This window comes from Streptomyces sp. NPDC036764 (assembly GCF_055609385.1).
Genome location: NZ_JBVJPT010000016.1, coordinates 188191 through 208643, shown reverse-complemented (window position 1 = coordinate 208643; position 20453 = coordinate 188191). Strand labels below are relative to the sequence as shown.

General features: G+C 71.7%; 18 protein-coding genes and 1 tRNA gene. 9 read left to right on the top strand and 10 right to left on the bottom strand.

What is annotated here, in order from left to right; translation table 11 throughout:
• Positions 1–127: 127 nt before the first annotated feature.
• A complete protein-coding gene (locus tag ACZ69Q_RS39285; RefSeq protein ID WP_471051932.1) occupies positions 128–865 on the bottom strand; it encodes a hypothetical protein in 738 nt (245 codons plus the stop codon).
• 47 nt (positions 866–912) lie between these two features.
• Here ACZ69Q_RS39285 and ACZ69Q_RS39280 point away from each other — a divergent pair, with 47 nt between their 5' ends.
• Complete coding sequence (locus tag ACZ69Q_RS39280; RefSeq protein WP_005485166.1) at positions 913–1101, top strand: DUF5703 family protein; 189 nt, start codon at positions 913–915, stop codon at positions 1099–1101.
• A 96-nt stretch (positions 1102–1197) separates the two neighbouring features.
• On the opposite strand, the gene ACZ69Q_RS39275 is transcribed toward ACZ69Q_RS39280, so the two are convergent.
• The 3 genes from ACZ69Q_RS39275 to ACZ69Q_RS39265 all read right to left on the bottom strand — a co-directional run bounded on the left by ACZ69Q_RS39275 (position 1198) and on the right by ACZ69Q_RS39265 (position 3918).
• Complete coding sequence (locus ACZ69Q_RS39275) at positions 1198–2055, bottom strand: chaplin family protein (protein ID WP_471051929.1); 858 nt, start codon at positions 2053–2055, stop codon at positions 1198–1200.
• Positions 2056–2203: 148 nt separating this feature from the next.
• Positions 2204–2437 (bottom strand): chaplin ChpH, encoded by a 234-nt coding sequence (chpH, locus tag ACZ69Q_RS39270; RefSeq protein WP_147996994.1) that lies wholly within the window; start codon positions 2435–2437, stop codon positions 2204–2206.
• A 155-nt stretch (positions 2438–2592) separates the two neighbouring features.
• Positions 2593–3918 (bottom strand): M20/M25/M40 family metallo-hydrolase, encoded by a 1326-nt coding sequence (locus ACZ69Q_RS39265; RefSeq protein WP_471051927.1) that lies wholly within the window; start codon positions 3916–3918, stop codon positions 2593–2595.
• Positions 3919–4107: 189 nt separating this feature from the next.
• Here ACZ69Q_RS39265 and ACZ69Q_RS39260 point away from each other — a divergent pair.
• Positions 4108–4192, top strand: a tRNA-Leu gene (locus ACZ69Q_RS39260).
• A gap of 16 nt (positions 4193–4208) precedes the next feature.
• Here the strand turns inward: ACZ69Q_RS39260 and ACZ69Q_RS39255 are convergent.
• Positions 4209–5414, bottom strand: a complete 1206-nt coding sequence (locus ACZ69Q_RS39255; RefSeq protein ID WP_471051925.1) for a hypothetical protein — start codon at positions 5412–5414, stop codon at positions 4209–4211.
• A 410-nt stretch (positions 5415–5824) separates the two neighbouring features.
• Between ACZ69Q_RS39255 and ACZ69Q_RS39250 the strand changes: the two genes are divergently transcribed.
• The 3 genes from ACZ69Q_RS39250 to ACZ69Q_RS39240 all read left to right on the top strand — a co-directional run bounded on the left by ACZ69Q_RS39250 (position 5825) and on the right by ACZ69Q_RS39240 (position 11485).
• Positions 5825–9679, top strand: coding sequence for a Pls/PosA family non-ribosomal peptide synthetase (locus ACZ69Q_RS39250; protein WP_471051922.1), 3855 nt, complete (start codon positions 5825–5827; stop codon positions 9677–9679).
• A 77-nt stretch (positions 9680–9756) separates the two neighbouring features.
• Positions 9757–11100: a M1 family metallopeptidase gene (locus ACZ69Q_RS39245; RefSeq protein ID WP_471051919.1), complete on the top strand. Its 1344-nt coding sequence runs from the start codon at positions 9757–9759 to the stop codon at positions 11098–11100.
• A gap of 13 nt (positions 11101–11113) precedes the next feature.
• Positions 11114–11485 (top strand): YchJ family protein, encoded by a 372-nt coding sequence (locus tag ACZ69Q_RS39240; protein ID WP_471051916.1) that lies wholly within the window; start codon positions 11114–11116, stop codon positions 11483–11485.
• Positions 11486–11513: 28 nt separating this feature from the next.
• On the opposite strand, the gene ACZ69Q_RS39235 is transcribed toward ACZ69Q_RS39240, so the two are convergent.
• The gene (locus ACZ69Q_RS39235; protein WP_471051913.1) at positions 11514–12215 is read right to left on the bottom strand and encodes a FadR/GntR family transcriptional regulator; all 702 of its coding nucleotides are present in this window, start codon (positions 12213–12215) and stop codon (positions 11514–11516) included.
• A gap of 137 nt (positions 12216–12352) precedes the next feature.
• Between ACZ69Q_RS39235 and ACZ69Q_RS39230 the strand changes: the two genes are divergently transcribed.
• The 4 genes from ACZ69Q_RS39230 to ACZ69Q_RS39215 all read left to right on the top strand — a co-directional run bounded on the left by ACZ69Q_RS39230 (position 12353) and on the right by ACZ69Q_RS39215 (position 16197).
• Positions 12353–12871, top strand: a complete 519-nt coding sequence (locus tag ACZ69Q_RS39230) for a gluconokinase (RefSeq protein ID WP_471051910.1) — start codon at positions 12353–12355, stop codon at positions 12869–12871.
• Positions 12872–12970: 99 nt separating this feature from the next.
• Positions 12971–14368, top strand: a complete 1398-nt coding sequence (locus tag ACZ69Q_RS39225; protein WP_471051907.1) for a GntP family permease — start codon at positions 12971–12973, stop codon at positions 14366–14368.
• A gap of 27 nt (positions 14369–14395) precedes the next feature.
• On the top strand, positions 14396–15157 hold the full coding sequence (locus ACZ69Q_RS39220) for an SDR family oxidoreductase (RefSeq protein ID WP_471051905.1): 762 nt from the start codon (positions 14396–14398) through the stop codon (positions 15155–15157).
• A 14-nt stretch (positions 15158–15171) separates the two neighbouring features.
• Positions 15172–16197: an L-idonate 5-dehydrogenase gene (locus tag ACZ69Q_RS39215; RefSeq protein WP_471051903.1), complete on the top strand. Its 1026-nt coding sequence runs from the start codon at positions 15172–15174 to the stop codon at positions 16195–16197.
• A 517-nt stretch (positions 16198–16714) separates the two neighbouring features.
• On the opposite strand, the gene ACZ69Q_RS39210 is transcribed toward ACZ69Q_RS39215, so the two are convergent.
• The 4 genes from ACZ69Q_RS39210 to ACZ69Q_RS39195 form a co-directional block, all read right to left on the bottom strand.
• Positions 16715–16984 carry a hypothetical protein gene (locus ACZ69Q_RS39210; protein ID WP_471051900.1) on the bottom strand — a complete coding sequence of 90 codons (270 nt, stop codon included), beginning with the start codon at positions 16982–16984 and terminating at the stop codon, positions 16715–16717.
• Between the two features lie 456 nt (positions 16985–17440).
• Entirely contained in the window at positions 17441–18064 is a 624-nt protein-coding gene (locus tag ACZ69Q_RS39205; protein ID WP_471051897.1) for a cytochrome b/b6 domain-containing protein, read from the bottom strand.
• Complete coding sequence (locus ACZ69Q_RS39200; RefSeq protein WP_471051896.1) at positions 18048–18797, bottom strand: molybdopterin-dependent oxidoreductase; 750 nt, start codon at positions 18795–18797, stop codon at positions 18048–18050. Before ACZ69Q_RS39200 ends, ACZ69Q_RS39205 begins: the two co-directional genes overlap by 17 nt.
• Before the next feature lie 79 nt (positions 18798–18876).
• A complete protein-coding gene (locus ACZ69Q_RS39195; protein WP_471051893.1) occupies positions 18877–20421 on the bottom strand; it encodes an APC family permease in 1545 nt (514 codons plus the stop codon).
• Between the last annotated feature and the right edge of the window lie 32 nt (positions 20422–20453).

The window sequence follows — 20453 nt, the reverse complement described above, 5'->3', positions numbered from 1 at the left end:
CTCTCCCCCCCCCAACCCCCCCCCCCCCCCCCCCCCCCCCCCACCCCCCCCCCCCCACCCCCCCCCCCCCCCCCCCCCCCCCCCCCCCCCCCCCCCCCCCCCCGCTCCGGCAGCCTTTCGCCGTCGTTCAGCGATCCGCGTCCAGTGGTTCGAGGTCGTCCGGGTCGAGGTCGGTGTCGAGCTCGTCCTCGATGTCGTCCTCCGAGTCCGCTTCGAGCCGCCTGCGGGGAGTGCCGTCCTCCGTGTCCTCGTCATCGAGGTCGTCGTCGAACACCGTGCTGACGTCGAAGCGGCAGACCACCCGCTGCGGGTCGACCCCCTCGAAGGGCGCCTCCAGCCACTCGCCGGGGTCTGTCTGGTCGTCCGCGGCGGTCACCCAGAGCGTCGAGTCCCCCTCCTCCAGGCCGAACTCCTTGTGCCGGGAGGCGATCTCGTCCGGCTCGAACTCGCCGAACAGGATGCCCAGCGCCCCGTGCACCGTGCCGGAGGCGTCGCCGCCCGCGCCGTCGTCGTAGTCCGCCGCCTCGATCCGCTGGGCCTGCGCCAGCAGCCGCTGCGGCTCCGCCACGGCGTAGTCGCGGCGGATGAGCACGCTCAGTGCGTTCGGTTCCTCGGGGCCCGTGTACGGCGGCAGCGCGTCCTCCGTACCGGGGATCTCGAAGGGTGTGACCTCGTCGTAGCGGTCGTAGAGCAGCTCGTCGTAGGCCTCGGCGGCCGTGGCGAGCTGGTTGAACGCCTCGTAGACGGCCGGGTCGTCCTCCCCCGACCGGCGTTCGACCGCGGCCAGATGGCGGTCGAGCGCGGTCTTGACCGCCTCGGCGGCGGCGCGTACCTCGGCAGCGGTGGGCTGCACAGCATCAGACATAGTGCAGACGCTATCCGTACCGGGCCCCAGCCCGCACAATAGATGCGATGCCGGAATACGAATTTGTCGACGTGTACGTACCGCGCGGGGTCTCCCGCAAGGACGCCACACGCCTGCTGACGGACCATGCCGAGTACGGACACTGGGAGTTGGACCGCCTGAGCCTGCTGCGGGACGGGAGCCGCAGGGTGCGGTTGCGCCGCCGGATCATCCGGCAGGTGCGGGCCACGTGGTGAGCTGAGGCGCCGGACAGGGAACATACGGAGCGGGCCCCGCCCTCGGCGGGGCCCGCTCCGTTCGTGCCGGAGGTCAGAGCCTCCTGGCGCGATGCCCTACTGCGACGGCCGTGCCTTGCGGTACAGCACCGCTCCCGCCAGCAGCGCACCCGCGCCGACCGGAACGACGAGGCCCAGCGGCAGGTCGCTGCCCGTCTGGGCGAGCTCCGCTTCGCCCCGGGGCTGGGTGACGAAGTGCGCGCCCGGCTGGTTCGGGTTGGAGGGGCCACCGCCCGGGGTCACGCCGCCCGTGCCGGGTGGCGTGCTCGGGGTACCGGGCTGGTTCGGTTCCCCCGGGTTACCAGGGTTTCCGGGGTTTCCGGGGTTCCCAGGATTGCCGGGCTCCCCAGGATTGCCCGGGTTACCGGGGTTTCCAGGGTTACCGGGATTCCCGGGCTCCCCCGGGTTCCCGGGCTCCCCCGGATTGCCGGGGTTCCCCGGATTGCCGGGGTTCCCCGGCGGATTGTGACCGCCGCCGTTGCCGCAGTCGTTGCCCGTGCTGGGGTTGCCGATGCCGATGATGTCGACGCTGTTGCCGCACACGTTGACCGGCACATGGACCGGGACCTCGACGTGGTTGCCGGAGCCGACACCGGGCGAGTCACTGGCGTGGCCGTCGGAGGACGAGCCCCCACCGCCGTGACCACCGCCGTTGGAGCCGCCGTGGCCGCCCCCGTTGGTGCAGCTATTGCCGATCGCCGGGTTGAGCACCCCGACCACGTTCACGGTGTTGCCGCAGACGTTGACCGGCACGTCCACCGGCACCTGCACCGTGTTGCCCGAGAGCACGCCGGGCGAGTTCACGCTGGAGCCGTGCGCCCCCGCGCCGGTCGCGTGGGCCGTGCCGCCCGCGGCGGCGATGACGCCGGTCGCGGCCGCCACGGTCATCAGGCCCTTGCGGGTGACCTGTCGCATTTGCTGAATACCTGCCTTCGACCTTGTTCCGAAAGGACGACGTCGGAAATTCGACCGACGTTCCGAAAAGGCCGGTCGGCCCCGGAGCGCATGGCACGCGCTCCGGGGCCGACGGGCTCAGCCCCGATTCACGGGGCGAGGCACAACGTCACTTGTTGATGCAGGTGTTGCCGAAGGCGGGGTTCAGCAGCCCGATCACCGAGATCGTGTTGCCGCAGACGTTCACGGGGACGTGAATCGGCGCCTGAACAACGTTGCCGGACAGGATGCCCGGGGAGTGCACCGCGGCACCCTGAGCACCGGAGTCGGCAACGGCCAGGCCCGCGCCCGCGAGAACCAGCCCACCGGTGGCAGCCGCAGCGGCGACGACCTTCTTGATCATTATTCCTCCTTGTTGGCAATGCGATCACAAGTAGCTGATCGCATCACCTGTAACGAGGAGGAACTAATAGGGCTACGACCCTATGAGCGCGTTCACTCTCCCCAGTCACGGCCAGTACGTCTGGACGATTTCTGGATGGTTGTATCGCCGGGCGTTCAGGACGCGTCGATGAACCTGTCGAGTACCCGGACCCCGAACTTCAGCCCGTCCACCGGTACCCGCTCGTCGACGCCGTGGAACATGCCCGCGAAGTCCAGCTCCGGCGGCAGCTTCAGCGGGGCGAAGCCGAAGCCCCGGATGCCGAGGTCGTCGAAGGACTTGGCGTCCGTACCGCCGGAGAGCATGTAGGGGATGGCCTTCGCGGCCGGGTCCTCGGCGATCAGCGCGGACTGCATGGCGTCCACGAGCGCCCCGTCGAAGGTCGTCTCGACGGCCTTGTCGGAGTGCACGTCCTCGCGCCTGACCTTGGGCCCGAGGATCTTGTCGAGGTCGGCGAGGAACTCCTCCTCGAAGCCGGGCAGGAAGCGGCCGTCGACGTGGGCGGTGGCCTCGCCGGGGATGACGTTGACCTTGTAGCCGGCGCCGAGCTGGGTGGGGTTGGCCGTGTTGCTGAGGGTCGCGCCGATGAGCTTGGCGATGCCGCCGAGCCTGGCGAGGGTGCCCTCCATGTCCTCCGGGTCCAGCTCGGTGCCGAGGGCGTCGCCGAGCTCGTCGAGGAAGGCCCTGGTGGTCTTGGTGACTCGTACCGGGAACTTGTGCCGGCCGAGGCGTGCGACGGCCTCCGACAGTTCGGTGATCGCGTTGTCCCGGTGGATCATCGAGCCGTGCCCGGCGGTGCCGGCCACGGTCAGCTTCATCCAGTGCATGCCCTTCTCGGCCGTCTGGATCAGATAGAGCCGGCGTTGCTCGCTCACCGTGAACGAGAAGCCGCCCACCTCGCTGATCGCCTCGGTGACGCCCTCGAAGAGATCCGGGTGCTTCTCGACCAGGAAGCGGGCGCCGAACTTGCCGCCGGCCTCCTCGTCGGCGAGGAAGGCGAGGACGATGTCCCGCGGCGGCCTGCGCCCGCTGCGCAGCCGGTCACGGACGACCGCGAGGGTCATCGCGTCCATGTCCTTCATGTCGACGGCGCCGCGTCCCCACACGCATCCGTCGGCGACCTCGCCGGAGAAGGGGTGGTGGGTCCAGTCGTCGGCGTTGGCCGGTACGACGTCGGTGTGGCCGTGGATGAGCAGCGCGGGCCTGGAGGGGTCCTCGCCCTGGATGCGGGCCACCGTGGAGGCGCGCCCCGGGTGTGACTCGAAGATCTGCGGTTCGAGGCCCACCTCGGCGAGCTTCTCGGCCACGTACTCGGCGGCCTTGCGCTCGCCGGGTCCCGAGTGGTCGCCGTAGTTGCTGGTGTCGATCTGGATCAGCTCGCGGCAGAGGTCCACGACCTCGTCCTCGCCGGTGACGCCCCTGGCCGTGTCCGTCTCGCTCACGCTGCTTCCTTCCGCGCGGTCGCTGCTGGTGGTCCCCCTCATCCTCCCCCCGACCACGGCCCTGCCCAAGACCGGCCGCGACCCGTCACACGCCGTTCACGTCGCGACGGGGGGTGATCGGGCACCCCCCGAAAGCCTGGTAATGTTTCCTCTGTCGCCGCGGGGGAAACCCCGCACGACAGACACCTTGTCCGGGTGGCGGAATGGCAGACGCGCTAGCTTGAGGTGCTAGTGCCCTTTATCGGGCGTGGGGGTTCAAGTCCCCCCTCGGACACTCGCTGAAACCCCTGTCAACCAGGGGTTTCTTGCTTTTCCGGGGTTCCTTGGGCGGTTGTCCGGCCGTCGGCCGCGAGCAGGGCGATCACCGCGAGCGCCGCGAGCAGGATGATCACCAGCACCACGACGGTCAGGACCGTGGGGTTGTTCCACAGCGCGAACACCAGCGTGATGAGCAGCAGGGCACCGATGGTGAGCCACTTGCGGTTGGCGTCGGTCCAGGTGCCGACTCGTCCCGTGGTGATGCCGTGCGAGCCCGCCCACCTCGCTGTGGTGTCGGCGCCCTGCTCGGTCCAGCCCCGCAGGGCACGCGGCAGCCGTCCGGGGCCGACGAGGTACGCGCCGAGGGCGACGACCACGCCGAGGACGATCACGGTCCGCAGGGTGACCTTCAAAAAGCGCAGGAGCGTGTCGAAGACCGAGGCCGCCGCCGGCTCGGACAGGACGGCCGGCGGCAGATGGTCCAGGTAGTAGCGGCGGGCGACGACGAGGCCGATGGCCACGACGAGGCAGCCGAAGGCCGCTCCGAGGGCCGCTTTCGCCAGGGCGCGGCGGCGACGGCGGGCCAGCAGGACGCCCGCGGCCCCGAGCAGCACGGTGATCACCGGCATCCAGTAGCCGGCCAGGTCCAGCGCGTGTGCCCCGTCCTGGAACTGGTCGAGTTTGTCGGACTTGAACAGCACGACCTGTTTCTCGACATTCGGGATCTTGGACGCCGGCTGCACACCGGCGTCGACGAGTTCCTTGCGGACCTGGTCCACGGCGGTTCCGACGTCGAGGGTCACGGTGCCCTCCTCGACGCCGATCGCCCCGCGCCCCTTGCCCGTGAGGGCGTGCACCACGGCCGAGTGGGCGGTCCGGTTCGCGGTGACCCACAGCTTCTCGAAACGGTCGCTCTCGACGAAGCGCTTCGCCACCCGGTCCGCGGCGGCGTTCACGGCCTCGTCCACCTGCGGGGCCAGCGACTTGACGGCGTCGGCCGCGCGGGGCGGCAGGCCCTGCGACTTCAGCCAGTCGGAGATGTCGGCGGTCACCTGCTTGCCGTTCACGCGGACGTCCACGGCGTCGACGAGCCGGTGGCGCACGGCGTCCTCGATGTCACGGTCGGTGGCGAGCGGCTTCATCGTCTTGACGTAGCGGTCGGTGTCGAGGGCGATGTCGTGCACCCACACCGTGATCACGGTGAGGGGGACCAGGACGCACGCGAGAACGATCAGCACTGCCGAGGCCGTGCTCCGCAGGATCTTGCCCGCGCGACCCCCCTGTGGTGGTTGCGACATCCGCCCTCCGGCATCGGGACACCGGCCGCGACCGGCCGCGGCTCATGTCCATTCCCGCCGAACACGGAGGCCCCGGCACCCCGGGATGGGCCATCCGGACGCTGTGTCGACGCCCCAGTCACGCACTGTGTGGGCGATGTCTCCTTCGGTGGAAGATCACCAGGTCAGCACGGGTCCGCCGGGCCCGGAGTAGCCTCGGACGGGTGTCCCAGGTGGCCGTTCCACGACCCCGAACCTAGCGTCGTACTAAAATTTCCGGCTTGTTACGGAGCTGGAGCCGGACAACCCCAGGCAAACCTGCGGGCCCGCCAGCGCCCCGGAGGCATCCGGGATCGAGACGCGAGGACCGGATGGCAGCGATTCACGAGAGCGATGCTCTCGGCCTGCTCGACGAAGAACTCCGCGAGAGGTTCGGCGACACCGCCCGTTTCTCCGGAGGCCCTGCGGCCTCCCCGCGCACCCTCGTCGACGTTTTCGACGCGTCTGTGCGGTCGTATCCGGACGAGCCGGCGCTGGACGACGGCACGACCAGCCTGACCTACCGGGCGCTGGCCGTCGAGGTGGAGCGGGTGCGGCGCGCGCTCGCCGCGGCCGGTGTCGGACTCGGGGACCGGGTGGGCGTGCGGGTGCCGTCCGGCACCAACGACCTGTACGTGGCGATCCTCGCCGTGCTCGCTGCCGGTGCCGCCTATGTCCCGGTGGACGCCGAGGACCCGGACGAGCGGGCCGAGCTGGTGTTCGGTGAGGCGGACGTGCGGGCCGTCGTGGGTGCCGGGCACGAGCTGACCGTGCACTCCCGCAGTGACGTTCCCGCGGCCCGCCCCGGTGTCGAGCACGACGCCTGGATCATCTTCACGTCCGGCTCGACCGGAAAGCCGAAGGGCGTCGCCGTCTCGCACCGCAGTGCCGCCGCGTTCGTGGACGCCGAGGCCGCGCTGTTCCTCGCCGAGGAGCCGATCGGGCCCGGCGACCGGGTCATGGCGGGTCTTTCGGTCGCGTTCGACGCGTCCTGCGAGGAGATGTGGCTGGCCTGGCGCTATGGCGCCTGTCTGGTGCCGGTGCCGCGTTCGCAGGTCAGGAGCGGTGCCGATCTCGGGCCGTGGCTGGTGGAGCAGGAGATCACGGTCGTGTCGACCGTGCCCACGCTCGCCGCGCTCTGGGAGCCGGAGGCCCTGAGCGACGTACGTCTGCTGATCTTCGGTGGTGAGGCCTGCCCGCCGGAGCTTACGCAGCGGCTGGTGACCGAGGGCCGCGAGGTCTGGAACACGTACGGTCCCACCGAGGCGACCGTGGTGGCCTGTGCGGCGCTGATGAGCGGCGAGGAGCCGATCCGGATCGGGCTGCCGCTGAACGGCTGGGAGCTGGCCGTCGTGGACGAGGCCGGGGAGCCCGTCGCGATGGGCGCCAGCGGGCAGCTCGTGATCGGCGGGGTCGGTCTTGCCCGGTACCTCGACGCCGAGAAGGACGCGGAGAAGTACGCCCCGCTGGAGTCGCTCGGCTGGGAGCGGGCGTACCGCAGTGGTGACCTCGTCAAGGCGGAGCCGCAGGGGCTGGTGTTCCTCGGGCGGGCCGACGAGCAGATCAAGCTCGGCGGGCGGCGGATCGAGCTCGGTGAGGTGGATGCCGCGCTCCAGGCGCTGCCCGGTGTCGCCGGTGCGGCCGCCGCCGTGCGTACCGCCCGCAGCGGCAACCAGTTGCTCGTCGGGTACGTCGTCACCCAGGAGGGCTGGGACCAGGCGACCGCGGTGGAGAAGCTGCGGGCGGAGCTGCCGGCCGCGCTGGTGCCGCTGCTGGCGCCGGTGGACGACCTGCCGACCCGTACGTCCGGCAAGGTGGACCGCAACGCGCTGCCGTGGCCGCTGGAGGGCCTGGAGACAAGCGGCCAGACGGAGCATCTGTACGGCACCGAGGCGTGGCTGGCGGAGCAGTGGACCGAGGTGCTCGGCATCCCCGTCACCGGCGCCGGCGACGACTTCTTCGCGATCGGCGGGGGCAGCCTGGCCGCCGCGCAGCTCACGACGCGGCTGCGGACCCGGTATCCGAGCGCGGCCGTCCTGGACATCTACCAGCAGCCGGTGCTGCGCAAGCTGGCCCGGCACCTGGAGGAGTCCGCGCACGACGACGGGGCGGAGCGGTTCATCGCGCCGGTGCCCCGGCGCGCGCAGCTCATCCAGTCCCTGCTGCTCGTTCCGCTGTTCACGCTGCTCGGGCTGCGCTGGACGGTCGTGCTGGCCGCGCTCGGGAACCTGCTGCCCGCCTACGGGTGGCTGCCGACGGCGCCCTGGTGGCTGCTCGCGGCCGGGGCCGTCGCTCTGTTCAGCCCGCCGGGGCGGCTCGCGCTGGCCGCCGGCGGGGCGCGGCTGCTGCTGAGGGACGTGAAGCCGGGCCGGTACCCGCGCGGTGGCAGCGTGCATCTGCGGCTGTGGACGGCCGAGCGGCTGGCCGAGTTCAGCGGGGCGACCTCGCTGACCGGGGCCTGGCTGGAGCGGTACGCGCGGGCGCTGGGCGCCAAGGTCGGGCCCGAGGTGGACCTGCACTCGCTGCCGCCGGTCACCGGGCTGCTGAAGCTGGGGCGCGGTGCGGCGGTCGAGTCCGAGGTGGACCTGTCCGGCTACTGGCTGGACGGGGACCGGCTGGAGATCGGCACAGTCCGGGTCGGCGCCCACGCAGTCGTCGGCACCCGCAGCATCCTCTTCCCGGGTTCCCGCGTCGGCAAGCGGTCCGAGGTGGCACCCGGCTCGGCGGTCACCGGGCAGATCCCGACCGGCCAGCGCTGGGCGGGCGCGCCCGCGGTCAAGCTCGGCAAGGCCAAGCGCAACTGGCCCAAGGAGCGGCCGCGGCGCGGCACGTACTGGCGTGTGATGTTCGGCCTGACGGGTTTCGCGCTGAACGCGCTGCCGGTGCTGGCGGGTGCGGCCGCGTTCCTCGTGGCCCGGGTGTTCTTCACGCCCGAGTCGCCCCTGACGGGCGCCGCGCTGGCCCTCGTGCCGGCGACGCTCGCCTTCGGGGCGGCGTACGCACTGCTGATCCTGATCGCCGTACGGCTGCTGAGCCTGCGCCTGCGTGAGGGCACGCATCCCACGCACAGCCGGGTGGGCTGGCAGGCCTGGACCGTCACGCAGCTCATGGACCGCTCGCGCGACACCCTGTTCCCGCTGTACGCCGGGCTGGCAACGCCGGTGTGGCTGCGGCTGCTGGGGATGCGCATCGGGCGGGGCGCGGAGGTGTCCACCGTGCTGGCGCTGCCGAGCCTGACCACGGTCGGCGAGGGCGCGTTCCTGGCCGACGACACGCTGACCGCACCGTACGAGCTCGGTGGCGGCTGGATGCGGATCGGGCGGGCGGAGATCGGGCGGCGGGCCTTCCTCGGGAACTCGGGGATGACCGCGCCCGGCCGGACCGTGCCGGACGGCGGGCTGGTCGGTGTGCTGTCGGCGACGCCGAAGAAGGCCAAGAAGGGCACCTCGTATCTGGGGCTGCCGCCGGTCAAGCTGCCGCGTGCCGCCTCCGACGGCGACCAGAGCCGGACGTACGACCCGCCGGCCCGGCTGCTGTGGGCGCGCGCTCTGGTGGAGCTGTGCCGGATCGTGCCGGTGTTCTGCTCGGCGGGGCTCGCGGTGCTGACGGTCGCCGCGCTGTGTGCCCTGGGTGTCTGGGCGCCGCTGCTGTCGGGGCTGGTGCTGCTCGCGGCGGGTGCCGCTGCCGGGCTGGTGTCGATCGTCGCGAAGTGGCTGCTCGTGGGCCGGCATCGCAGCGGGGAGCATCCGCTGTGGTCCTCCTTCGTGTGGCGCAACGAGCTGGCCGACACCTTCGTCGAGGTGCTCGCGGTGCCGTGGTTGGCGGGCTCGGTACCGGGTACGCCGCTGATGACGGCGTGGCTGCGGGGTCTGGGCGCGCGGATCGGCAAGGGCGTGTGGGTGGAGAGCTACTGGCTGCCGGAGACGGATCTGGTGACCCTGGAGGACGCCGCGACCGTGAACCGGGGCTGTGTGCTCCAGACACACCTCTTCCACGACCGGATCTTGCGGACGGATACTGTGGTCCTCCGTGAGGGCGCGACGCTGGGTCCTGGCGGGATCGTCCTGCCCGGCAGTGCGATCGGGGCCCGCACGACACTGGGTCCCGCATCGCTCGTGATGGCGGCGGAATCGGTCCCCGACGACACCCGTTGGCTCGGAAACCCGATCGAGGCATGGCGTCCCTGAGTACGGCCCACTCGGAGCCGGTAAGCGGTGGGCCGGCAATCGGTGGCAGCAGTACGGCGCAGGGAGCACAGACAGCAGTGGCAGTTCAGCAGACGGCGGGCGCGGACCCGTACTTCCCGGAGCACGGCGACGCCCGCTACCGGGTGCACCGGTACGAGCTGGCGCTGGACTACCGTCCCGGCCCGAACCGGTTGTCGGGGACGGGCCGGATCAACGCGATAGCGGGGCGCTCGCCGCTGACCGAGTTCGTGCTGAACCTGGCCGACTTCAAGATCGGGCGGGTCCGGGTGGACGGGCGTCAGCCGCACTACACGCACCGCGGCGGCAGGCTGCGCGTGCGCCCCGCGAAGCCGATCCGGGCCGGGGCGGCCTTCACGGTCGAGGTGCAGTGGTCGGGCAACCCCAAGCCGGTGAACAGCCCGTGGGGCGGTCTGGGCTGGGAGGAGCTGGAGGACGGGGCGCTGGTGGCGAGCCAGCCGATCGGGGCGCCGTCGTGGTACCCGTGCAACGACCGGCCGGCCGACAAGGCGTCGTACCAGATCTCGATCACCACGCCGTCCGCGTACGCGGTGGTGGCGGGCGGGCGGCTGCTGACCCGGACGACCAAGGCGTCCACGACCACCTGGGTCTACGAGCAGTCCGCGCCGACGTCCAGCTATCTCGTCGGGCTGTCGATCGGCAAGTACCAGACAGTGCTGCTGGGCGACCCGGGGCTGGGCGGGGTGCCGCAGCACGGGCACATCCCGGCGCATCTGCTGGCGGACTTCTCGCGGGACTTCGCGCGCCAGCCGCAGATGATGGACGTCTTCCAGGAGCTGTTCGGGCCGTACCCGTTCGACGAGTACGCGGTCGTGGTGACCGAGGAGGAACTCGATGTGCCCGTCGAGGCACAGGGGTTGTCGCTGTTCGGCGCCAACCATGTGGACGGGGCGCGGGGTTCGGAGCGGCTGGTGGCGCACGAGCTGGCGCACCAGTGGTTCGGCAACAGCGTGTCCATCGCGGACTGGCGGCACATCTGGCTGAACGAGGGGCTCGCGAAGTACGCGGAGTGGCTGTGGTCGGAGCGCTCGGGCGGGCGTACCGCGCAGCAACTCGCGTCCGCCGCGCACCGGTTGCTGTCGTCGATGCCGCAGGATCTGCGGTTGGCCGACCCGGGCCGCAAGGCGATGTTCGACGACCGGCTCTACGAGCGCGGCGGGGTGACCCTGCACGCGGTGCGCTGCGCGCTGGGCGACATCGCCTTCTTCCGGATGCTGCGGAGCTGGGGTCAGCTACACCGCAACGGCACGGTGACGACGGCGGCGTTCATCGCCCATGTGGCCCGCTTCGCGGCCGAGCCGGTGGACGAGCTGCTGCACGCGTGGGTGCACGAGGCGCCGCTGCCGCCGCTGCCCGGGGCCCAGACACGGGTCGCGGGCTAGCACAATGGCGGCCATGACCACGCGTTCCTGCCCGTGCGGGCTGCCCGAGCCCTATGACAAGTGCTGCGGCCGCTCCCACGGCGGTACCCCCGCGCCTACCGCCGAGGCGCTCATGCGGTCGCGGTACAGCGCCTTCGTCAAGGGTGATGCGGCTTATCTGCTGCGCACCTGGCATCCGCGGACGCGGCCGGCGCGGCTGGACCTCGATCCGGGGATGCGGTGGACCGGCCTGGAGATCCTGGACACCACGGGTGGTTCGGCGTTCCACTCCACGGGCACGGTGACCTTCCGCGCCTCGTACCGGGGCGGCTCGCTGCACGAGCGGAGCCGGTTCGAGCGGGTGGACGGGGCCTGGGTGTACGTGGACGGGGAGTTCCTGGACTGACCCGGAGACGCCTCGCCGCAGGCGCTCCTCAAGGCGCCAGGATGTCCAGCTCCTGAAGCGCGCCGACCGTGATCTCACGGGTCAGGTGCTCCGCGCGCGCCGCGTCGCCGGCCCGGATCGCCTCCGCGACCTGGACGTGCAGGGTGACCGCCGCCGGGTCGGGGTCCTCGAACATGACCTCGTGCTGGGTACGGCCGGTGAGGACCTCGGCGACGACGTCGCCCAGGCGCGCGAACATCTCGTTGCCGGAGGCGTTCAGGACGACGCGGTGGAAGGCGACGTCGTGGACGAGGTAGCCCGATAGCTGGTGGCCGCGTGAGTGGGCGACCATGCCGAGGGCGCACTCGGTGAGTTCGGCGCACTGGTCGGCGGTGGCGTGCTTGGCGGCGAGGCCGGCGGCGACCGGTTCGATGGCCGAGCGCAGGACTGTGAGCGAGCGGAGCTGCCCGGGGCGGTCGGCGCCGGCCAGGCGCCAGCGGATGACCTGGGGGTCGTAGACGTTCCACTCGGACTTCTGGCGGACCGTGACACCGACGCGGCGGCGGGACTCGACCAGGTGCATGGACTCCAGGACGCGGACCGCCTCGCGCATCACCGAGCGGGACACATCGAAGCGCTGCGCCAGTTCGTCGGTGCGCAGGACGCTGCCCGGCGGATAATCGCCGGCGGTGATCGCGGGGCCGAGTGTTTCCAGTACATGGCCGTGCAGACCCCGGCCCGGAGTGGTCATGCACTCAGCGTACGCGGTGGATCACGATCTTAAAAAGTCAGACTTATACATCACACACTCTTGAATTCGTCGTACCTAATGGGTTTCAGTGGCGTCGACATCACGTGTCGACGAGGACAGCAGACAGTGAGGCAGCGATGAGTACCCCCCATGTCGTCGTGGTCATGGGCGTCGCGGGCACCGGGAAGACCACCATCGGTCCCCTGCTCGCGGCCCGGCTCGGCGTCCCCTACGCCGAGGCCGACGACTTCCACCCGCCGGCCAACATCGCCAAGATGTCGGCCGGCGTCCCGCTCGACGACGACGACAGGTGGCCCTGGCTCGACGCCATCGGCTCCTGGGCGCACGAACGGGCCGGGCTCGGCGGGGTGGTGAGCTGCTCGGCACTGAAGCGGTCGTACCGTGACCGGCTGCGGGCCGAGGCGCCCGGGGTCGTGTTCGTGCACCTCAGCGGCGACCGGGCCCTCATCGAGGACCGGATGGCGCACCGGCAGGGGCACTTCATGCCGACCGCGCTGCTGGACTCGCAGTTCGCCACGCTCCAGCCTCTCCAGGCCGACGAGGCCGGGGTCGCGGTGGATGTCGCCGGCAGCCCCGAGGAGATCACCGAACGGGCCGTCGAAGCGCTGAGCGGGATTCCCGGGTCGGCCGAGTAACACGCACCCGCGCAACACCCCGCTCCGCCCCCGGCCCGCGCCGGGCACCCCCCACGGCAGTACCCCTCCCCCAACCCCCGTATCTGCAAGGGAACCCCCGTGACCAGACTCAGCGTCGAGATGCTGGCAGCGGACACCGTCGAGCCCATCACCTCGGCCGGCCACGCTCAACTGGGCATCGCCGTGCTGACGGGCATCGCCGTCATCGTCCTGCTCATCACCAAGTTCAAGCTCCACGCGTTCCTGTCGCTGACCCTCGGCTCGCTGGTGCTCGGCGCGATCGCCGGGGCGCCGCTCGACAAGGTCATCGCCAGCTTCACCACCGGGCTCGGCACCACCGTGGCCGGCGTGGGCGTGCTGATCGCGCTCGGCGCGATCCTCGGCAAGATGCTCGCCGACTCCGGCGGCGCCGACCAGATCGTCGACACCATCCTCGACAGGGCGAGCGGCCGGTCGATGCCCTGGGCGATGGTGCTGATCGCCTCGGTGATCGGGCTGCCGCTGTTCTTCGAGGTCGGCGTGGTGCTGCTGATCCCGGTCGTGCTGATGGTCGCCAAGCGCGGCAACTACTCGCTGATGCGCATCGGCATCCCGGCCCTGGCCGGTCTGTCCGTGATGCACGGCCTGGTCCCGCCGCACCCGGGCCCGCTGGTCGCGATCGACGCGATCGGCGCCAATCTGGGTGTGACGCTGGCGCTCGGCGTCCTCGTCGCCATACCGACGGTGATCATTGCCGGACCGGTCTTCTCCCGGTACGCCGCCCGCTGGGTGGACGTCCCGGCCCCGGACCGGATGATCCCGCAGCGCGTCTCGGAGGAGCTGGAGAAGCGTCCCGGCTTCGGCGCCACGCTCGCGACCATACTGCTGCCGGTCGTCCTGATGCTCTCCAAGGCGCTGGTCGACATCGTCATCGACGACCCCGAGAACACCGTGCAGCGTGTCTTCGACGTCGTCGGCTCGCCGCTGATCGCCCTGCTCGCCTCGGTGCTGGTCGGCATCTTCACCCTGCTCAGGCCCGCGGGCTTCAGCAAGGAGCGGATCTCGCCGCTGGTGGAGAAGAGCCTCGCCCCCATCGCGGGCATCCTGCTCATCGTGGGTGCCGGCGGCGGCTTCAAGCAGACGCTGATCGACACCGGCGTGGGCCGGATGGTCCTGGACGTCTCCGAGGACTGGTCGATCCCGGCGCTGCTGCTGGCCTGGCTGATCGCCGTGGCGATACGGCTGGCGACGGGCTCGGCGACGGTGGCCACGGTCTCCGCGGCCGGTCTGGTCGCCCCGCTCGCGGCCGACATGTCGACGACCCACGCGGCCCTGCTGGTCCTCGCCATCGGCGCCGGCTCGCTGTTCTTCAGCCATGTCAACGACGCCGGTTTCTGGCTGGTGAAGGAGTACTTCGGCCTGAGTGTCGGCCAGACCGTCAAGACCTGGTCCGTCATGGAGACGATCATCTCGGTGGTCGCCGGTGGCCTGGTCCTGCTGCTCTCACTGGTCATCTAGCGCTACGACACCTACAGGGACACGACGATGACGGCTCACCCTCTCTTCGACATCAGCGGCCGCACGGCCCTGGTCACCGGCTCCAGCAGAGGCATCGGCCTCGCGCTCGCCCGCGGTCTGGCCGAGGCCGGCTGCACGGTGGTCCTCAACGGACGGGACGCGCAGCGCCTCGCCGAGGCCGCCGCGGAACTGTCCGGCGACGTGCACACGGCCGCGTTCGACGTGACCGACGGCCCGTCGGTGGCCGCCGGGATAGCGGACGTCGAGGAGCGGGTGGGCCCGCTCGACATCCTGGTCAACAACGCGGGGATGCAACTGCGCGCACCCCTGCTGGAGTTCGGGGACGCGGACTGGCACCGCATCCTGGACACCAACCTCACCAGCGCGTTCCTGGTGGGCCGGGAGGCGGCCCGCCGGATGACGGAACGCGGCCACGGAAAGATCGTCAACATCTGCTCGCTGCAGAGCGAGGTGGTCCGCCCCGGCATCGCTCCCTACGCGGCCACCAAGGGCGCGCTGAAGATGCTCACCAAGGGCATGTGCGCCGACTGGGGCCCGTACGGCGTCCAGGTCAACGGCCTGGGCCCCGGCTACATCGAGACCGAGCTGACCCGGCCGCTGGTCGAGGACGAGGAGTTCAGCGCCTGGGTGCGCCGCCGCACCCCGGCCGGACGCTGGGGACGCACCGAGGACCTGGTGGGCGGGGTGCTGTTCCTCGCCTCCCCGGCCGCGGACTTCGTCGGCGGGCAGGTGCTGTACGTCGACGGCGGCATGACCAGCGTGCTGTGAAGGAGGCCCGAGGGATGCTGGGTTGTGTGATCCACGGTCAGGGCGACCTGCGGGTCGAGGAACTCCCGGTGCCGCTGCCGGGCCCCGGACAGGCACTGGTGGCCGTCCGGTACGGCGGGGTCTGCGGCTCGGACCTGCACTACTGGCGGCACGGCGGGGTGGGCGACTTCCGGCTCAGGGAGCCGATGCTGCTCGGGCACGAGGTGGTCGGGACGGTCGTCGGGTACGGCGACGGGGCCTCGGGCCCGCTCGCCGGTACGGCCGTCGCGGTCCACCCGGCCACGCCCTGCGGCCGCTGCCCGGAGTGCGCGGACGGGCGGCGCAACGTCTGCCGGGACACCCGCTACCTCGGCAGTGCGGCGCGCTTCCCGCATGTGCAGGGCGGTTTCGCGGCCCAGGTCGCCGTTCCGGCCGACCAGTTGCGGCCGTTTCCGGCCGGCCTCGATCTGCGGCGGGCGGCGCTCGCCGAGCCGCTGTCCGTGGCACTGCACGCCGTGCGGCGGGCCGGAGAGGTGGCCGGCAGGCATGTCCTGGTCACCGGTGCCGGGCCCATCGGGTGTCTGGTGGTCGCGGCGGCCAAGGCGGCCGGCGCGGCGAGCGTGACGGTGACGGACCTGCTGCCGGCGGCGCTGGAGTACGCCCGGACCGCCGGGGCCGACACCGTCGTACGGGCCGACGATCCGGACGATGCCGGGTGGCCCGGCGAGGTGGACGTGGCGATCGAGGCGTCCGGGGTGGCCGCCGGTCTCGACACCTGTCTGCAGTTGGTGCGGCGGGGCGGTGTCGTGGTGCAGCTCGGGATGCTGCCGCCGGGGCAGAGTCCGTTTGCGGGCAACCTCGTCGTGAGCCGGGAGATCGAGCTGCGCGGGGCGTTCCGCTTCGACGCGGAGTTCGACGCCGCGCTGGAACTGCTCGCCGCCGAGGGCTCGTTCGACGGGCTGGTCAGCGCGGTGGTGCCGGTGCGACAGGCCGAGGAGGCGTTCGCCCTGGCAGCCGACCGGAGCCGGTCGTGCAAGGTCCTGCTGGACTTCGCCGGCTGAACGGCCCGGCTTCCGTTTCCCCGGTCCGTGATCCACCCGGGCCTGAACTCGCCCTGACGATCCGCTGAAGCGCCTTCCCCGGGGGCGCCGCGGGCCCGATGATGAGGGGACCCTCGGAGGCCGGCGGCTTTCGTGGGTGAGGACTTCGGGGGGCGTCATGGCAGTTTCCCTCGGGATGCGCATCTCGGGGCTGCTCGTCGTAGGGGCGGTGGCGGTGGCCGCCGCGGCCTTCACCGGTGACGGGGGCGACAGGGCGGACGGCAGGGGCGGCGGGGGCACCATCGTCACCGCCGGACCCACGGCCGGTGCCGGGCGGTTGCCGACCGACCCGGCCGGCGTCTCCTCCGCCCCGCCGGGGCAACGGCCCGACGGGCACATCGGCGCACCCGCCTCCGCGGGCACCCCCAGCCCTCCCTCGGTCAGCGGCACCGCGAGCAAGCCCCCGAGCCCCTCTCCCAGTCCCTCCGTGAGCCAGAAGGTCCTCGAAGTCCCCGACTGGCTGCCGCCCGGCCCCGACTCACCGGACGCCGACGACATCCCTGACCCGGCGAGCGTGTACGACCTGCTGAGCGACCCCGCCCGGTGCCGGGCCGCCCTGGGTGTGATCCCCCGGCTCACCACCGACGGCGAGTGGACGCTGCTGCGGGGCCTGGCCTCCGCCTGTCTCGCCGTGCAGGGCGACGGCGGCTGGGAGCAGGCGATACGCGATCACGCCGCGTCGGGCGGGGGCGACTCCTGCAAGGGGCGGGCCGCCCACGCCGTGCTCGGCGGGCTGCTCGACTTCCATCGCCGGCACCCCGCGGCCTCGGTTCGGCTGAAACGCGCGTCGGGCGGCACACCTGCGTGCGACTACCGGATCACCGGGGTTGACACCGGCGGCGACGGGACGGCGATACCGGGTGAGGCGATCGGCATCGAGCTGGCAGACATGTACTTCGACCCGGCCGAACTGCCGCGCGGTGGGGGTGTGAGCATCGGGGGACAGGGGGTGCCGGTGCTGAGTGATCGGGGGGTGCTGTCGGCGGTCGTACCGGTACTGGCGCCGGGCCCGGTGGACGTGGCAGTACGGTACGGCGGCACGGAGGTCCGGCTACCGATGGCCTTCACGGTTGCCCCGCCCGAGCCAAGCACCCCCGGCAACGCGACCGATGGTTCACCCACGCCCCAAGGGGCGCGGGGAACTGCGCGACCAGCCACAACGAACCCGCAGACGCCCCGTCACGGCACTCCCGTGGAGCGCCCGTCACGGTCGCCACAGCCGGTGCTCCCGCTCGGCCCACTCCCGGCTGACCAGGCCGGTGCGCATGCCGCGGCGGGCCTCCGGATCCCCCAGGGCCATGCCGATGTGGCCGGCGAGAACGATCCCGATCGTGAGAGCCAGCCAGTCATGGACGAACGTCGCGCTGGTGCGCCACTCCAAGGGCGTGAGATGCGTGAACCACATGATCAGGCCGGTGCCGAGCATCACCAGCGTCGCACCCGCGATCCAGGCCGCGTAGATCTTCTGCCCGGCGTTGAACTTCCCCGCCGGACGTGAGGACCGCCGCTTGTCGCGCCGCACGGCAGCCCGCAGCCAGACCCGGTCGTGCGGGCCGAAGCGGTTGAGGAAGCCCAGGTCGGCGCGGAACAGCCGGGAGGCGAGGCCGGCCAGGACAGGCACCGGCAGGGCGAGGCCGGCCCACTCGTGGATGCGGACCACCAGCTCTCGGCGGCCGACGAGTTCGGCGAGCTGCGGGATGTACAGGCAGGCCGCCGTCACCACGCACACGCCCATCAGCACGGCCGTCGTACGGTGCACCCAGCGCGTGGCTCCGCCGAAGCGCCGGACGCCGGTGGCCGCGCCGGGGGCGTCAAGTCGTAGGCTCATCGTCGCGTCCGTTCGAGCGGCCGACCCAGGCGTCGACGTCGTAGCCCCGTTCCTCCCAGTAGCCCGGCTTCACGTCCTTGGTGACGGTGATGCCGGAGAGCCACTTGGCGGACTTGTAGAAGTACATGGGGGCGACATAGAGGCGGGCCGGGCCGCCGTGGGCGTGGCCGAGGTCCTTGTCCTGCATGCGCAGGGCGACCAGGACGTCCGCGCGGCGGGCCTGGTCGAGGGTGAGGCTCTCGCTGTAGGCACCGTCGAAGCAGGTGAAGCGCACCGCGCCGGCGCCCTCGCGCACTCCCGCGGCATCCAGCAGCCGGGACAGGCGAACCCCCTCGAAGGGTGTGCCGGGGACCCGCCAGCCGGTCACGCACTGCACGTCGCGCACCAGCCGGGTCTGCGGCAGGGCGCGCAGGTCGGCGAGGGTGTAGGACCCGGGGCGGTCGACGAGGCCGTCGACGGTGAGGCGGTAGGTGGTGGCGCTCTTGCGGGGTACGGAGGAGGTCACCGAGTAGTAGCGGAAGCCGCCGCCGTTGGGCAGCAGGTCCGTCAGGCCGGTGGGGTCCTTGTCGGAGGCGCTCGCGAGGAAGGACTCCAGGCCGCGCTGGAGGCCGGGCGCGGTGACCACGCCGAGGGCGCCCAGGCCGAGGGTGCCCAGCAGGACACGGCGGCCGATGGGTTTGCCCTTGCGCTCGCCCTGTTCCTCGTCCTCTGCGTCGGACTGTTCGGAGTTCACCTACTCATTCGAACACCCGCGACCCCGGCTGGACCAGGAATCGCGGGTGCTCGTCAGAGTTCCGTAACCACTTCTCACGCTACGGAGTCCGCGTCGCCGCCTTCTCGAGCTGGAACGCCTCGTTGCCGAGCCCGATGCGGGCGTGCCGCTCGGGGGCTCGGGAGCGCAGGAGCAGGCCCTGGACGACGCCGGCGACCAGGGCGAGGGCGATGACGGCGGGCAGTGCCCAGCTCAGGGCCGAACCGGGGCCCGCCCCGATCAGGACGTCGAAGTCCTTGACGGTGTAGACGACGATGAAGACCAGCGCGACGACCGAGAGCGCGGAGGCGGCCAGCCGCCAGAGCTGGGCGGCGACGGCCCCGCGGCGCACGAAGAAGGCGATGACGGAGACCGAGGCGGCGGCCATCAGCGCGGCGACGCCCAGCGCGCCGAGGTTGCCCATCCAGGTGAACAGGTGCAGCACCGGCGCGGTCGGGTCGCCGGTCGGCTTGTCGTCGGTGAGGGCGAACACAGCCACGACCACGAGCGAGATCGCGGTCTGCAGCAGCGATCCCGTGCCGGGGGCACCGCTCGCGCCGCTGGTACGGCCGAACGCGGCGGGCAGCAGGCCCTCGCGGCCCATGGCGAAGGCGTAGCGCGCGACGACGTTGTGGAAGCTGAGCATCGCCGCGAACATGCCGGTCACGAAGAGCACGTGCAGCACGTCGGTGAAAGTGTCGCCGAGCAGGTCCCCGGTGAGGAAGAACAGCAGCCCGGCGCTCTGCTTCTGCGCGGTGCCGACGATCGCCGAGGGCCCGGCGGCGACGGTGTACGCCCAGCAACTGATCGTGTAGAAGACCGCGATCCCGCCGATGGCCAGGAACATCACGCGGGGCACGAGGACGTGCGGGCGACTGGTCTCCTCGGCGTAGACGGGGGCCTGCTCGAAGCCGAGGAAGGCGGCGACGCAGAAGCACAGGGCCGTGCCGATGCCCGCGCCGCTGAGGGTGTCCGGGTTGAAGGCGTGCAGGGACAGGCCCTCCCCCGCCGGGTCGGCGATGGCGGCGACGTCGAAGATGACCACGAGGACGACCTCGATGATCAGCAGCACGCCGAGCACGCGCGCGTTGAGGTCGATCTTCAGCCAGCCGAGCGCGCCGACCGCGAGGACGGCCAGCAGCGCCGGTATCCACCAGGCGATCTCGGTGTCGAGGTAGGTGGCGAACAGCCCGGAGACCTCGAAGCCGAAGATGCCGTAGATGCCGACCTGGAGCGCGTTGTAGGCGACGAGCGCGACCATGGCGGCGCCTGCGCCGGCCGTGCCGCCGAGGCCGCGGGAGATGTAGGCGTAGAAGGCTCCGGCGTTGTGGACGTGCCGGCTCATCTCGGCGTACCCGACGCTGAACAGGGCGAGGACGACGCCGAGGATCACGAAGAGCAGCGGCTGGCCTAGGACGCCCATCACCCCGAAGGTCGTGGGCATGACACCCGCGACGACCATCAGGGGCGCGGTCGCGGCGAGCACGGACAGCAGCAGGCCCGTGGTCCCCAGCCGGTCGGCCCGCAGGGCGCGGTCCTGTCCTTTGAACGTACTGATGCCGCCGCCGGCGGTGACTGTGCTCGTGCTGGAACTGCCCGTCGTCATCGAATGACCGTCCTTCGTCGGGTCGGGGGCGC